The 14,526-nt window shown below is 30.2% G+C and carries 19 protein-coding genes; 15 read left to right on the top strand and 4 right to left on the bottom strand.

All coding sequences use genetic code 11. The features are described from left to right. Positions 1–48: 48 nt before the first annotated feature. From H6553_12690 to H6553_12655, 8 genes are all read left to right on the top strand, one after another. Positions 49–1,047: an acyl-CoA reductase gene (locus tag H6553_12690; GenBank protein MCB9034690.1), complete on the top strand. Its 999-nt coding sequence runs from the start codon at positions 49–51 to the stop codon at positions 1,045–1,047. A gap of 192 nt (positions 1,048–1,239) precedes the next feature. Continuing rightward, complete coding sequence (gene rpmB / locus H6553_12685) at positions 1,240–1,485, top strand: 50S ribosomal protein L28 (GenBank protein MCB9034689.1); 246 nt, start codon at positions 1,240–1,242, stop codon at positions 1,483–1,485. Positions 1,486–1,497: 12 nt separating this feature from the next. Continuing rightward, positions 1,498–1,683, top strand: a complete 186-nt coding sequence (rpmG, locus tag H6553_12680; GenBank protein ID MCB9034688.1) for a 50S ribosomal protein L33 — start codon at positions 1,498–1,500, stop codon at positions 1,681–1,683. 6 nt (positions 1,684–1,689) lie between these two features. After that, positions 1,690–1,860, top strand: a complete 171-nt coding sequence (locus tag H6553_12675) for a DUF4295 family protein (protein MCB9034687.1) — start codon at positions 1,690–1,692, stop codon at positions 1,858–1,860. 72 nt (positions 1,861–1,932) lie between these two features. After that, complete coding sequence (ftsY, locus tag H6553_12670; protein MCB9034686.1) at positions 1,933–2,916, top strand: signal recognition particle-docking protein FtsY; 984 nt, start codon at positions 1,933–1,935, stop codon at positions 2,914–2,916. Positions 2,917–2,922: 6 nt separating this feature from the next. Beyond that, a complete protein-coding gene (locus tag H6553_12665; GenBank protein ID MCB9034685.1) occupies positions 2,923–3,363 on the top strand; it encodes a GNAT family N-acetyltransferase in 441 nt (146 codons plus the stop codon). A gap of 9 nt (positions 3,364–3,372) precedes the next feature. Beyond that, positions 3,373–4,308 (top strand): alpha/beta hydrolase, encoded by a 936-nt coding sequence (locus tag H6553_12660; GenBank protein ID MCB9034684.1) that lies wholly within the window; start codon positions 3,373–3,375, stop codon positions 4,306–4,308. An 18-nt stretch (positions 4,309–4,326) separates the two neighbouring features. After that, positions 4,327–4,740, top strand: coding sequence for a hypothetical protein (locus tag H6553_12655; protein ID MCB9034683.1), 414 nt, complete (start codon positions 4,327–4,329; stop codon positions 4,738–4,740). Positions 4,741–4,747: 7 nt separating this feature from the next. Here H6553_12655 and H6553_12650 read toward each other — a convergent pair whose 3' ends face one another. Then, positions 4,748–4,990, bottom strand: coding sequence for a Txe/YoeB family addiction module toxin (locus H6553_12650; GenBank protein ID MCB9034682.1), 243 nt, complete (start codon positions 4,988–4,990; stop codon positions 4,748–4,750). A 10-nt stretch (positions 4,991–5,000) separates the two neighbouring features. Continuing rightward, positions 5,001–5,210 (bottom strand): hypothetical protein, encoded by a 210-nt coding sequence (locus H6553_12645; GenBank protein MCB9034681.1) that lies wholly within the window; start codon positions 5,208–5,210, stop codon positions 5,001–5,003. An 804-nt stretch (positions 5,211–6,014) separates the two neighbouring features. Here H6553_12645 and H6553_12640 point away from each other — a divergent pair. The 5 genes from H6553_12640 (at position 6,015) to H6553_12620 (ending at position 11,282) form a co-directional block, all read left to right on the top strand. Continuing rightward, entirely contained in the window at positions 6,015–7,190 is a 1,176-nt protein-coding gene (locus H6553_12640; protein ID MCB9034680.1) for an acetyl-CoA C-acyltransferase, read from the top strand. Between the two features lie 114 nt (positions 7,191–7,304). Next, the gene (locus tag H6553_12635; GenBank protein MCB9034679.1) at positions 7,305–7,916 is read left to right on the top strand and encodes a hypothetical protein; all 612 of its coding nucleotides are present in this window, start codon (positions 7,305–7,307) and stop codon (positions 7,914–7,916) included. Positions 7,917–8,061: 145 nt separating this feature from the next. Beyond that, a complete protein-coding gene (locus H6553_12630) occupies positions 8,062–8,610 on the top strand; it encodes a hypothetical protein (protein MCB9034678.1) in 549 nt (182 codons plus the stop codon). Between the two features lie 17 nt (positions 8,611–8,627). After that, entirely contained in the window at positions 8,628–9,557 is a 930-nt protein-coding gene (mdh, locus tag H6553_12625; protein ID MCB9034677.1) for a malate dehydrogenase, read from the top strand. Positions 9,558–9,683: 126 nt separating this feature from the next. Next, positions 9,684–11,282, top strand: coding sequence for a CTP synthase (locus tag H6553_12620; protein MCB9034676.1), 1,599 nt, complete (start codon positions 9,684–9,686; stop codon positions 11,280–11,282). Here H6553_12620 and H6553_12615 read toward each other — a convergent pair whose 3' ends face one another. Beyond that, positions 11,283–11,705, bottom strand: a complete 423-nt coding sequence (locus tag H6553_12615) for a putative toxin-antitoxin system toxin component, PIN family (GenBank protein MCB9034675.1) — start codon at positions 11,703–11,705, stop codon at positions 11,283–11,285. It lies immediately after the preceding gene. After that, positions 11,674–11,907, bottom strand: coding sequence for a hypothetical protein (locus H6553_12610; GenBank protein ID MCB9034674.1), 234 nt, complete (start codon positions 11,905–11,907; stop codon positions 11,674–11,676). The genes H6553_12615 and H6553_12610 overlap by 32 nt, the downstream gene beginning before the upstream one ends. A gap of 273 nt (positions 11,908–12,180) precedes the next feature. Between H6553_12610 and yidC the strand changes: the two genes are divergently transcribed. Next, positions 12,181–14,073, top strand: coding sequence for a membrane protein insertase YidC (yidC, locus tag H6553_12605; protein ID MCB9034673.1), 1,893 nt, complete (start codon positions 12,181–12,183; stop codon positions 14,071–14,073). A 20-nt stretch (positions 14,074–14,093) separates the two neighbouring features. Then, the gene (locus H6553_12600) at positions 14,094–14,498 is read left to right on the top strand and encodes a hypothetical protein (GenBank protein ID MCB9034672.1); all 405 of its coding nucleotides are present in this window, start codon (positions 14,094–14,096) and stop codon (positions 14,496–14,498) included. Positions 14,499–14,526 lie beyond the last annotated feature (28 nt).

Here is a 14,526-nt window from a genome sequence, read left to right as displayed (position 1 = left end):
TAGAACAAGAATATCTAAAACCACTAAAATTTGGTAAAAAAATAGTTAATGAATAATCAAGAAAAAATAAATGCATTAGTACAACTCGGAAATTATTTGCTAAACAATACAGAAGCATATCAAGCTATTATTAATGAAGCATATCTAAAAAATCCTTGGTTTACTAAAGAAAATAGTGTCTTGGCTATAAATGCAATTGCCCAAAATTATTTAAATGCAACACAATTAGAACAATGGATTACTCAATATGATACTTCTAGTCAACAAAACAAAATAGTAGGTTTGGTTTTGGCTGGTAATATTCCTTTGGTTGGCTTTCATGATATATTATGTGTACTAATGAGTAATAATATTGCTCAGATTAAATTATCAAGTAAAGATGAAGTCTTACTGCCATTCATTTTATCTAAATTAATTGAAATTGATGAACGATTTAAAAACCAAATTAATATCGTTCCTAGATTAAACAATTTTGATGCCATTATAGCTACAGGAAGTAATACTACAGCACTACATTTTGAACAATACTTTGGCAAGTATCCACATATTATTAGAAAAAACAGAAACAGTATTGCTATTATTGATGTTGCTACTACAAAAGAAGATGTACAGGCATTAGGTAAAGATGTGTTTAGTTTTTTTGGAATGGGTTGTAGAAATGTGTCTAAAATCTATGTACCAAAAGACTTTAATTTTTCTATTTTAAATGAAGCTTGGGACACTGATTTTGGTGATGTAATGCTACATCATAAATATAAAAACAACTTAGACTATCAAAGAACTGTTTATTTAATGACGAATACTCCATTAGTAGATATCGACTTTATAAATATTGTTGAAAATAAACAAATTAGTTCGCCAATTGCTTGTTTGTATTACGAGTATTATGATGATATAACTGCTTTAAATGAACAACTACAAACCAATGCAGATGAAATTCAATGTACTGTTGGAAAAAATCATATACCATTTGGTGATGCACAACAACCAACACTCAACGATTATGCAGATGGAATTGACACCATGCAATTTTTATTAAGTTTATAGCCAATAGTCATTAGGTCTATCGGCTATGCTGAGCGTTAGCGAAGCATCTCCAATCTATGCTAAGCAAAACAAAAGATTTCATGTCTTGGTTCTAACAATCTTGTTTCTTACAATCTTACTCAAATTTAATATTGCAATAATTGGCTAATAAAAATATTTTTCCGATATTTGCACCTCGTTAAAAAGAATAACATGTCAAGATTTTGTGATTTAACAGGGAAAGGACCATTAGTAGGCAATAAAGTGTCGCATTCTAACATTAAAACTAAAAGAAGATTTTTACCAAACCTTCAAAAAAAGTCATTCTATATTCCAGAATTAGATAAATGGGTAGATTTGAAAGTATCGATGAAAGCAATGCGTACTATCAATAAAAAAGGGATTTTTAATTATTTAAAAGAACTAGAAAAGAAAGGAGAAATTTCTTTAGGTTTATAAAATTATATTACAATGGCTAAGAAGAAAGGCAATAGAATACAAGTAATATTAGAGTGTACCGAACACAAAACTTCAGGTATGCCTGGAACTTCAAGATATATTACTAAGAAAAACAGAAAAAATACACCAGATAGATTAGAATTAAAAAAATTCAATCCTATCCTTAAAAAAATGACTGTTCACAAAGAAATAAAATAATTTGTTATGGCTAAAGTATCAAAAAACGCGAAAGTAAACAGAGGTCAAGATGTTGGAGAATCTAAAAACATGGTTAAAATTATCAAGTTTTTAAAGTCTGATAAAACTGGTTCTTATACTACAAGAGAAAAAATTGTTCACAAAGATAAACTTCAAGATACTTTAAAAGACCTATAAATCTTTTAACCGTTATCTTTGTTTAAAATAAATCAAGCTTCTCTTGTAGAAGCTTTTTTTTAATTTTACAACATGGGTGTTTTCGACAGAATTTTTAAAGGCAAATCTAATAAATCAACCGAAGAGTTGGTTAAAGAAGAAGCCGATTTACAACAAGGTTTAGAAAAAACCAAGCAAGGTATCTTTTCTAAAATTTCTAAAGCTGTAGCTGGTAAATCTACTGTAGATATTGCTTTTTTAGATGATTTAGAAGAAATTCTCATCACTTCTGATGTTGGTCTTCAAACAACTATTAAAATAATTGATAGATTAGAAGCACGCGTTGCAAAAGACAAATACATCAATACCAATCAACTCAATCAAATTCTAAAAGACGAGATTGCTACAATTCTTGCTGAAAACAACACCACCGATGTCTATAATTTTACAGATGGAATTACCAAAAAACCACATGTAATTTTGGTAGTTGGTGTAAATGGTGTAGGTAAAACAACTACAATAGGTAAGTTGGCATATCAGTTTAAACAAGCTGGTAAAGAAGTCGTTTTGGGTGCAGCTGATACTTTTAGAGCTGCTGCTGTAGATCAATTAACTATTTGGAGCGAAAGAGTTGGCGTTGGTATTGTAAAACAAGCTATGGGAAGCGATCCTGCTGCTGTTGCTTTTGATACAGTACAATCTGGTTTAGCCAAAAATGCAGATATTATTATTATTGATACTGCAGGAAGATTACATAATAAGTTAGCATTAATGGACGAGCTAACCAAAATTAAAAAAGTAATGGCTAAACTCATTCCAGATGCACCACACGAAGTGTTATTAGTTTTAGACGCATCAACTGGACAAAATGCAATGGAACAAGCAAAAGCATTTTCGGCGGCTACACAAGTTACCGCATTGGCACTAACAAAATTAGATGGTACAGCTAAAGGTGGTGTGGTATTAAGTATTGCAGACGAATTTAAAATTCCAATTAAATATATTGGCGTTGGCGAACAAATGAACCAACTACAAGTTTTTAACCGATTAAGTTTTATTGAAACACTATTCAATTAATAAATTATGATTACAATTAGAAAAGGAACCATAAACGACTTAGAGCAAATAGCTATTTTATTTGATGAATATAGACAGTTCTACGCTCAAAAATCTGATGTAGAAAAAGGAAAAGCTTTTCTTAAAGATAGAATTACCAATAATGAATCTATTATTTTTGTAGCAGAAAAAGACGAACAATTAATTGGTTTTATACAATTGTATCCAACATTTTCTTCTGTTTCTTTACAGCCAGATATTATTATGAACGATTTATATGTTTTTCCTAAAGAAAGAAAACAAGGTATAGGAAAAGCATTGTTAGATACAGCCAAACAATTTGTAATTGATAATGGATATAAAGGCATTTGGATTGAAACAGCAAATGATAATCCAGCACGATTCTTATACGAAAGTCTATCTTGGGAAAAAGATGTTGCCTTTACTAATTATTATTGGCAAGTATAGTTTCGTTTGATGATTAAATTTCTAAAGGGAATATTATTTCTAATCATCACATTGATAACACTATTCGTAGCGTATCACTTTCTTAGAAAAAATCACATTATATCTAAACAAGAAGCTATTGCAAAATATAAACATGCAGGTAGTGAGTTTATAAAATGGAATAATTTAGACATACAAGTTGTAGAACAAGGTAAAGGTACTACTGTTTTTCTAATTCACGGACTAGGTGGAGCATTACACGAGTTCGATTTACTAGCAGATAGTTTAGCCAAACATTATAAAGTTGTCCGATTTGATTTGCCAGGATTTGGTCTATCTGATGGAACAAAAGACGAACAACCAGAATTTCAGCAAGTGTATAAAGACTTCATGCATTTTATCATCAATAAGTATAGTACAGATAGTTGTTTTGTAGTAGGCAATTCAATGGGTGGATTAATTGCTTGGAATGCAGCTTTAGATACGAGTAATCACATTAAAAAATTAGTATTGTTAGCAGCAGCAGGTTACGAAATGGAACAAATGGCTAAGGAAAATGCTGAGTGGATTGATAAACCAATGATTAAATTTCTATTGGCAAAAGGTGCACCAAAATTTGTAGCCAAAATGAATGTACAATCTTGTTTTTATCACGATGATGCTATTGACCCAACATTATATGATATAAAATATGGTATGATGAATAAACAAGGGAATTTAGAATGGTTAAAAAAACTAGCAAAGTATAATAACTATACCGATTCTGCTACTATAAAAAATATTGCTTGTCCTACACTAATTATTTGGGGCGATAAAGACGAAATCATACCATTCAATCATGCCAGTAGATTTAAAAGAGATATTCCTAACAGTCAACTCATTACTTACAAAGACTGTGGTCATGCACCAATGACAGAAAACTATCAACAATGCAGCACAGATATTATACACTTTTTTGAAAAATAAATATCTTTATAACTAGGTATGTTTTTAATAAGTGAAAGAAATCAAAAAATAATTGTCATTTCACTTACAGTTATTTTTATTGGATTATTTTTTTTCTTGTCTGAAAAAGAACACAACAAGTTAGACAAAGAAAGAAAAGAAAATGCTAAATACACTATTGGTATTACTAAAGGAGTAGACTGGGTATATAAATCATCGGCTGTACATATAAAATATGAGTATAAAATATTTATAGATACTTATACGGCTACAGATGTTAAACCATCAAAACTAAAAGTAAAAAAGAAAGGTGGATATTATATCGTAGAATTTAGTAAAAAAAATAGACAAAACTCAAAAATGCTGTTTGATTTAGGAGAAATTCCGCCTAAAAAAGTAAAAGAATTATTTGAGTACTCGATTGGTTTTTGGGATACAATTCCAGCATGGTAGCTCAAATTTATTGGTAATGACCATATAGAGCAAAAACAACAATTCTTGTATCTTCAACTTTGTAAACAATACGATGTTTTAAATTTATTCTTCTAGACCAATAACCACTATAATTGGCTTTAAGTGGTTCTGGCTGTCCTAAACCATCAAAAGGAGTTTTACAACAATTTTCAAGTAATGCATAAATCTTTTTAACAGTTTTAATATCATTTTTAATCCACCAACCTAAATCGTACCAAGCATTAGGCATAAAAACAAGATCAAGCATCAATCATTGCTTTAAGTTCGTTTAAACTAAGCGGCGTTGGTTTTATCTTACCTTGTTCATAAGCTTCAATGTTATCAAGTAAAGTAGCATTAGAAATATGTTTTTCATTAATAGGTTTAGCATTTTTTAAAAAAGAAACAGACTTAAAAAACTCTTCAGCAAAAGCTACTTTATCATCAGGTATTTCTAAAATATATTTCATTATTTAATTTTTTGACAATTCATTATTATATTGATAGTAAATATACAAATTTTAAATGGTATTGGTAATTTTACTATTGTTATTTAAAATTCACAGCAGAGTTTGTTAAAAGGGACTCTGCATAAAATATTTTCACATTAAAATTTAATAATACAATTCGCAGAGTGCTATACTAAAAACTTCTATTTTTAAATTTAACCCAAATTACGCATTAGGAAAAATAGGTTTTCATTTTAGGTGGCGTAGCTGCATCACACTTTATTTAAAAGAAAGCGATAATAAAGTTGAAGCACTACGCACTTCCTCTCTAGACCTAGAAGTATGAAATACTTCAATTTGAGTAACCATGTGTGCAACTCATGGCATAATACCAAATTAATTTATAAACCTGAGTTCGGTTTTTAAAATACCAAAAAATATTATAAGTACTTAATTTATATTTTATTATTTGTATATTTTAGTAACTTAATAAGTGCGTAGCACTTCAACCTTATTAGAAATGATAGAAAATTTATAAAATACAGCGTAGCTGTATCACCTTTAAAATCTGTTTTTAAAAGACTCTGAAATAGGTTCAGGATGGAGTCATATGTAATTTTTGTCTATTTTCAATATCACTTTGGTATAAAAAGTATCTAATGCGTAATTTGATATTTTTGAATAAATATTAATTATATTTAAATAATAATAAAAATAGATTAAGCATCTTTATTGTCAATCAATAACAAAATTATAATTACATAACTTCTTATCTTAAGTAAATTCAATTTTTAGAACTATATTGCCACTTTAAAAACAAGTTTTATGAGAGAAGTATATATTGTATCTATGGCACGAACACCAATAGGTAGTTTAGGTGGTGTTTTAGCAAGCGTTAATGTAATAGATTTAGGAGCTACAGTAGTAAAAGCGGCTATGGAAAGAGCTGGCGTTAATGGAAATCAAATTGATGAGGTGATACTAGGCAATGTACTACAAGCTAATGTTGGACAAGCACCAGCACAGCAAGTGTCTATAGCAGCAGGAATAAATACCAATACACCATGTACTACAATCAATAAAGTATGTGCTTCTGGTATGAAAGCAATAATGTTAGGTGCTCAATCTATTTTATTAGGAGATAATGATATAGTTGTAGTAGGTGGAATGGAAAGTATGAGCAATGCACCACATTACATTCCTACAGGCAGAACTGGTATAAAATATGGCAATGGCGAAATTTTAGATGCTATTGTAAGAGATGGCTTACAAGATCCGTATAAAAAATACATGATGGGAAATGCTGGCGAGGTTTGTGCTAAACACTATAACTTTACTAGAGAAGACCAAGACAATTACGCTATTGCTTCATATAAAAGAGCAGCAGAGGCATATCAAAATAATTATTTTAAAGATGAACTGGTAGATGTAGTCATCAAAACAAGAAAAGGAGATATTATTATTAGCGAAGATGAAGAATACAAAAAATTCGACGAAAGCAAAGTCGGACAATTAAGACCTGCTTTTGAAAAAGAAGGAACCATCACAGCAATCAATGCCTCTAAAATTAATGATGGTGCAAGTGCAATGGTATTAATGAGTGGCGAAAAAGTTAAAGAATTGGGTATTAAACCATTAGCTAAAATCTTATCATTTGCCGATGCTTCTCAAGAACCAGAATGGTTTACTACAACACCAGCAAAAGCTTTACCAAAAGCTCTACACAAAGCAAATTTGTCTACTACAGAAGTAGATTTCTATGAAATTAACGAAGCTTTCTCAGTAGTAGCATTAGCTAACATGAAAGAAATGGACTTAGCACATGATAAAGTAAATGCATTAGGTGGAGCTGTTGCATTAGGACATCCAATTGGTTCTTCTGGTTGCAGAATTGTTTGTACGCTTATTTCTACACTACAACATAAAGAAGGAAAAATTGGTGCTGCTGGTATTTGTAATGGTGGTGGAGGTGCTAGTGCAATTGTAATCGAAAAAGTATAATTCAATTATCAAAAGTTAATAGTTGACAAAAATTTGTTGATTGTCAACATAAGTTTATATTTAAATGTTGTCTTTTAATAATATTTATACAATATTTGTGTCAAATTAAAAATTATGAGAAAAATACTAATGACATTAATGATTGGTTTAATAGTTACCAGTCTTTCGTTTGCTAGCGAAGCATTCGATTATCAAGCAAAAACTATTGAAACTGCTATGCTAAAAGCTAATTACATGGCTAAAGGCGATAATGCTGGCGGAAGTGGTGCTGCTCACAAAGGTATGTTTATTTTACAACCAGATTTAAATGTTGGAAGCAATTATGGTGGAAGATACTACAATGGTGGTTTTTTTATGCCAGGATTTACTTTTAATATTGATATAGGTGTTCACGACTATGTAAGTGTTGGTCCTTATGCTGGATTTGGTGCTAGAAATGGATTTTACTATATTGGTGCTGGTGCTAGAGGAGTTTTTCACTGGTGGCAATTAGTAGATGATAAAGTGAGTGCTGACTTAAAATCTGATGCAATTGATTTCTATTTACCTGTATTTTTAGGTGTTGATTTTGGTAAATACAAAGGTTATGGTAGTGGCGCTAGATTTAAAGGCGGTGCTGGTCTTGGTTTTAGATACTATTTTGTGGAAAAATTTGGTGTTAATCTAGAATGGGGTTGGATGGAAATGTCTTATGCTAAAATTGGTGTAACTATCAAAGTAAAGTAAGCATTTAAAGGTTAGTGTCTACACCAACCTTATCTAAACTAAGCTAATATTTAATTAAATTATTATATGTCCTGAATATTAATTATTCAGGACTTTTTTTTTATTAATTCTGCATTCTGTATTTTTACAAAAAAATATTTATACCATGAAAAAAATAAAATATCTGTTAGTTAGCATAATAATGCTTAGTACAGTTTCTACTTATGCTGTAGAAAAAGGAGATTTTCATTTAAATGTAACTACCAACTTAGGTCATCATAGCTTTATTGGAAACTCAACAGGAGTTAAAGGTTACGGTTTTGTTCCTGGAGTAACAATTAATATGGATTATTTAGTAAGTGATTATTTTAGTTTTGGAGGTTGGTTTTATTTCAATGGGAAAAAAATAGCAGATACTTATAAATACAGAAACTTTGGTTTAGGTGTAAGAGGTAATTTTCATTTATATCAATTAATCTCCGAAAAAGGTAATACTAGTTTAGATAGCGATGCATTTGATTTATATATTCCTCTAGCAATTGGTGGAGGTTTCATTTTAAAAGATAAAAATGCTGGTACTAAATTTAGAGGTGGTGCTGTTGTTGGTGCAGGTATTGGTGCTACTTATTATTTTGTAGAACACATTGGTGTTAATCTAGAAGCTGGTTATATGGAATCTTCTTATGCAAAATTTGGTTTATCATTTAAATTTTAATCAATAAAAAATATTCAATGAAAGTAACAGTTGTAGGCGTCGGTGCAGTTGGCGCAACTTGTGCAGATAATATTGCACGAAAAGAAATTTGTGAAGAGTTAGTAATGCTCGACATCAAAGAAGGTATGGCTGAAGGTAAAGCAATGGACTTAAATCAAACTTGCTCGCTTTTAGGTTTCGATACTAAAATCGTAGGTTCTACTAACGATTATAGCAAAACTGCTGGTAGTGATGTTGTAGTAATTACTTCTGGTTTACCAAGAAAACCAGGTATGACTAGAGAAGAATTAATCGGAACCAATGCAGGAATTGTAAAAGGTGTAGCAGAAAATATTTTAAAATATTCACCAAATGCTATCTTTTTAATTATTTCTAATCCAATGGATACCATGACTTACCTTACACTTAAATCTACTGGTTTACCAAAAAACAGAGTAATAGGTATGGGTGGTGCTTTAGATAGTGCAAGATTTAGATACCGTTTAGCAGAAGCTTTAAATTGTTCTCAAAGCGATTTGAATGCAGTAGTAATTGGTGGTCATGGAGATACAACGATGATTCCTTTAACAAGATTTGCTAACTTAAATGGAATTCCAGTTACTGAGTTATTATCTCAAGAAAAATTAGACGAAGTTTCAGCAGCAACAATGGTTGGTGGTGCTACATTAACTAAACTAATTGGTACTTCAGCTTGGTATGCTCCAGGTGCTGCAGGTGCTGCGGTTGTAGAAGCTATCTTAAGAGATGAGAAAAAAGTAATTACTAGCTGTGTTTATTTGGAAGGAGAGTACGGACAAAACGATATTTGTATAGGTGTTCCTGCTATCATTGGTAAAAATGGTGTAGAAGGCATTTTAAATTTCGACTTAAACGAAGCAGAACAAGCTAAATTTAATGCTAGTGCAGATGCAGTTAGAAACATGAATGATGTTTTAAGCACACTATAATTAGTACAAAAAAATATTTACAAAAGCATCAGCAATTTTGTTGATGCTTTTTTTGTTTATATTCTTTTAATTTTCGCGAACCAAAATTTTTAACTATTTTTACATTCCATAACAAGCACATTGGTTATGGCAAAATATATCTTCGTTACAGGTGGCGTAACTTCTTCTCTCGGAAAAGGCATTCTCGCAGCTTCACTCGCAACTTTACTACAAAATCGTGGATTAAAAGTAACTATTCAAAAGTTAGATCCATATATCAATGTCGATCCTGGAACAATGAATCCTTATGAACATGGCGAATGTTTTGTTACTGAAGATGGTGCAGAAACCGACTTAGACTTAGGTCATTACGAAAGATTTTTAGGCACACCAACTTCGCAAGCAAACAATGTTACTACTGGTAGAGTCTATCAAGAAGTGATTAATAAAGAAAGACGAGGCGATTATCTTGGAAAAACAGTACAAGTAGTTCCGCATATTACAGACGAAATTAAAAAACGCATTAAACTACTAGGAAAAAATAATCAGTACGATGTTATCATTACTGAAATTGGTGGCACTATTGGTGATATTGAATCTTTGCCTTTTATTGAAAGTATCAGACAGTTAAAATGGGAATTGCCAAAACAAGATTATTTGGTTTTACATCTTACGCTAGTTCCATATTTAGCTTCTGCAAAAGAATTAAAAACCAAACCAACTCAGCATTCGGTAAAAGAAATGCAAAGTGCAGGTGTACAACCAGATATTTTAATTTGTAGAACAGAATATGAGTTAGGAAAAGAACGCAAGCAAAAAATTGCCAACTTTTGTAATGTAGAAAAAAACTGTGTAATTGAAGCACTCGATGCAGAAAGTATTTACGATGTGCCATTGCATCTTCAAAAAGAAAAGCTAGACGATATTGTAATAGAAAAAATGCAGTTAAAAGCAACACCAAAAGCCAATTTAAAACTTTGGAAAACATTTTTAAAGCAACTTAAAAATCCAACACAAACAGTAAATATTGGTTTCATTGGAAAATATATCGAACTAAAAGATGCTTACATTTCTATATACGAAGCATTGATTCATGCAGGAGCAAAACAATCTACCAAAGTCAATATTATTCAATTGCATGCAGAAGAAATCAGCAAAAAAAATGTAGCACAAAAATTAAAAGACATCAATGGTATTTTGGTAGCACCAGGTTTTGGCGAAAGAGGTATGGACGGAAAAATTGCAGCCATAGAGTTTGCTAGAAAAAACAATATTCCATTTTTTGGTATTTGTTTAGGAATGCAAATGGCTGCTATAGAATTTGCTAGAAATGTGCTACAACTTAAAGAAGCTAATTCTACCGAAATGAATGAAAAAACACCTTTTCCAATAATCCACTTTATAGAAAATCAAAAGTATATAAAAAATAAAGGTGGTACTATGCGTTTAGGTAGCTACGACTGTAGTATTGATAAGAAATCATTAGCATATAAAATATATAAATCTACAGCAATAAGCGAAAGGCATAGACATAGATATGAATTCAACAACGATTTTTTAACTCAGTTTGAAGAAAATGGTATGTTGGCTTCTGGAAAAAATACGCAAAACAATTTGGTAGAAATTATTGAATTGAAAGACCATCCATTTTTTGTAGGTGTACAATTTCATCCAGAATATCAAAGTAGTATTTTACAACCACATCCTTTATTTAATGCTTTTATAAAAGCAACTTTAGGAAAGTAATTATTTCTTTTTTATAGTGTTGAGAAATTCTGTAATTGTTAAGATTGTAGTTTTCTTAATTCTTTTCAATTCGAGTAAATCTTTATCACCAGTAACTAAATAATCAGCATTTGAGTCTTTAGCTAATGACAGTAAAAAGTTATCCTTCTTATCTCTGCACAATTCAATTTTTGATGTAACTTGAACAAAGTTGGCATATTCTTCTATAGTTTCTAATAACTCTTCTATGTCTTCACTATTAAAAAAATTTCTAAACTTTGGTCTCTTTACTACATCAAGAAATTCTTCCAAAAGTTCTTGACTAAATATTAAACGAACATCTTCGACAAATAGAATATGGTCAAGTTGATTGTAATTTTTAGTTATCAGAAAACTAATCCAAAGATTAGTATCAAGAATGAGCTTTTTTTGATACTTTGTCATATCTTTTACTTCTTACAAGTTCAACTTCTTTAGTAATTTCTGCTAATGTGGGTTTAGTTAATTCTTTTGAGCGTAATTTTTCTAGCAATTTAGTAAAACCACTTTCTGAATTGTCTCGAATAGCAATTAAATCTAAATCTTCTAAATTTTTTAAAAGTTTTTTAGCTTTTGGATTTAATATATCAACCTTAATTGTAGTCATTAATCAAATTTACATAAAAAAATATTACATTACGAATAATAATGACTGCTTAAGAAATTTATTACAAAAAGGATAAAGCTATCTTTTGTACAAATTGATGAATAAGATTAAAAACTTTTAAAGCAAAGATTTGTTTCTATTATCTGTCGACTCATATATTTTTAAACGAATAGACAATGAAATCTGCCATTAACAAAACAGAATTAATTTTAAATAAATACCATTGTTTTACTAATCCTTGATTTTTAACTAACTTTGCATCTTTAATTGATTATGGATAAGAATACCATTACTGGAATTGTAATTATTGCACTCTTGTTTTTAGTGATGTCTGTTTACAACAACAAACAACAAGAAAAACTGGAAGAAACACAAGCAACCGAACAAAAAGCAGAGAATAAAGCATCTGAAAAAGCACTTAAAGATTCTATTCAAGAAACTGTTGTAGTAGATGAAACGAAAGATTCTGTAAATAATGTTCAAGCATTGGGAACTTTTGCTTCCTTTGCTAACGGAACAGCAGAAGAAATTCAAGTAGAAAACGAAGATTGTATTTATACTTTTTCTACAAAAGGTGGCTATCTGAAAAGTGTAGAACTAAAAGCTTATAAAACTTACTATCAAAAACCATTGATACTGTTTGAACAAAGTCCGAGCGATTTTAATATTTCGTTTGTAAGTAATAATGGACAAAAAACCATTGAAACAGCTAATTTATATTTTACACCTAATGGTGGAAATCAAAAAGTAAGTGGCGACAATCAATACAACCTAACATTTAGTATTCAATTAGAAGATGGAAGCTCTTATCAGCACGAATACATTATTCATGGTAAATCGTATATGGTTGACTTTAATATTCATGCTACGAATTTCGAGAAAGTAATTCCATCAACAGCAGCTTATTTTACGCTTAATTGGCGACAAGTATTGCATTCGCAAGAAAGAAGCGTACAAGACGAAAGAACTTTAAGTACTATACATTATTGCGATAACGAAGAAAGAGTAGATGATATTAGTCCGAGAAAAGATGTAGAGCAAACCATAGAAACACCTTTAAAATGGTTGAGTTTTAGTCAGAAGTTTTTTAATACTACTATTATCACTAAAGACAAACCATTCCCCAAAAATGCAAAAGTAACTACAACTGTACCAACAGATGATAGTTCTTTGGTAGTAAAAACCATGACTGCACAAATAAAAATTCCATTTAATCAGTCTTCAAAATTTGATTTTAATACAAGCATTTATACAGGACCAAGTAAATATAAATCATTAAAAAAACTTGGCAATAACATGCAAAAAATTGTAAGTATTGGAGGAAGTATTTTAGGTTTAGTCAACAAATGGATCGTAATTCCTTTATTCGATTTCTTACATAAATTCATTAAAAATTATGGTATTATCATATTAATTTTAGCATTATTTATTAAAATCATTACACTACCATTTACATACAAATCTAATCTATCAATGATTAAGATGCGTGTATTAAAACCAGAGTTAGATGAATTGAAAGAAAAATACAAAAACGATAAATCTACTTTTTCTGCAAAACAAATGGAGTTGTACCAGCAAACAGGTGTAAGTCCATTAGGTGGTTGCTTACCAATGCTTATGCAGTGGCCATTTTTAATTGCCATGTATCGTTTCTTTCCAAGTGCAATTGAATTAAGACAAGAAAAATTCTTGTGGGCAAGCGATTTATCTACTTACGATGCACCAATACATTTGCCATTTAATATTCCGTTAATTGGCGACCATTTGAGTTTATTTGCACTTTTAGGCGTAGCAACATCATTTGGTTATACTTTAATCATGATGAAATTACAACCACAACAACCTACAAGTTCTAGTGGCGATGGTGAAGACTTTGCAGAAGCTATGCAAAAACAAATGCGTGTAATGCAGTACTTCTTTCCAATTATGATTTTGTTTTTCTTTAATAAATCATCTGCTGCATTAAGTTATTATTTCTTTTTATATAATGCATTTTCATTATTACAACAATGGATAATGACAAAGTTCTTTATAGATGAAAAAGCAATTAGAGCACAGATAGAACACAATAAGAAAAATCCGAAAAAGAAATCGGCATTTCAACAACGCATGGAAGAAATGATGAAGCAACAGCAAGAGCTAAAAAATCAACAGAAGAAAAAGTAAACTAGAATCATTTCTATAGTATGATTGTAGAAGTAGCTATTTTAATTGTTAAAGCAGAACAAATTTCTCAATTTGAACAAGATTTTGCTATTGCTAAACAATACATTAGTTCAATTAAAGGTTATATAAAACATTCTTTACTAAAGTGTATTGAGCAAGAAAACAAATATATTTTACTAGCAGGAAATAATGATTTTCAAGAATTAAATAATGATTGGAAATTTCATGGTCAAGTTTTGTGTTTTTATGATGATTCTGATACCATTGCTGGAAAAAATTATGACTATTGGAAAAATAAACCTAACTATACGACTAAGTTTGAACAAATTAAAATAGATAAAAACTTAGGTCATGGTTTTTTGTATCAACCATATAAAGAATGGATTGAGCCAAGTAAAAAATGGATTTTATATCAAGAGTTGTAATTGCACAAAAAGAATTTTATAGTTTTAA

The organism is Chitinophagales bacterium (assembly GCA_020636535.1).
Taxonomy (GTDB): Bacteria; Bacteroidota; Bacteroidia; order Chitinophagales; family JADIYW01; genus JADJSS01.
The sequence above is the reverse complement of the archived record's forward strand: the minus strand, read 5'-3'. Positions and strand labels throughout refer to the sequence as shown.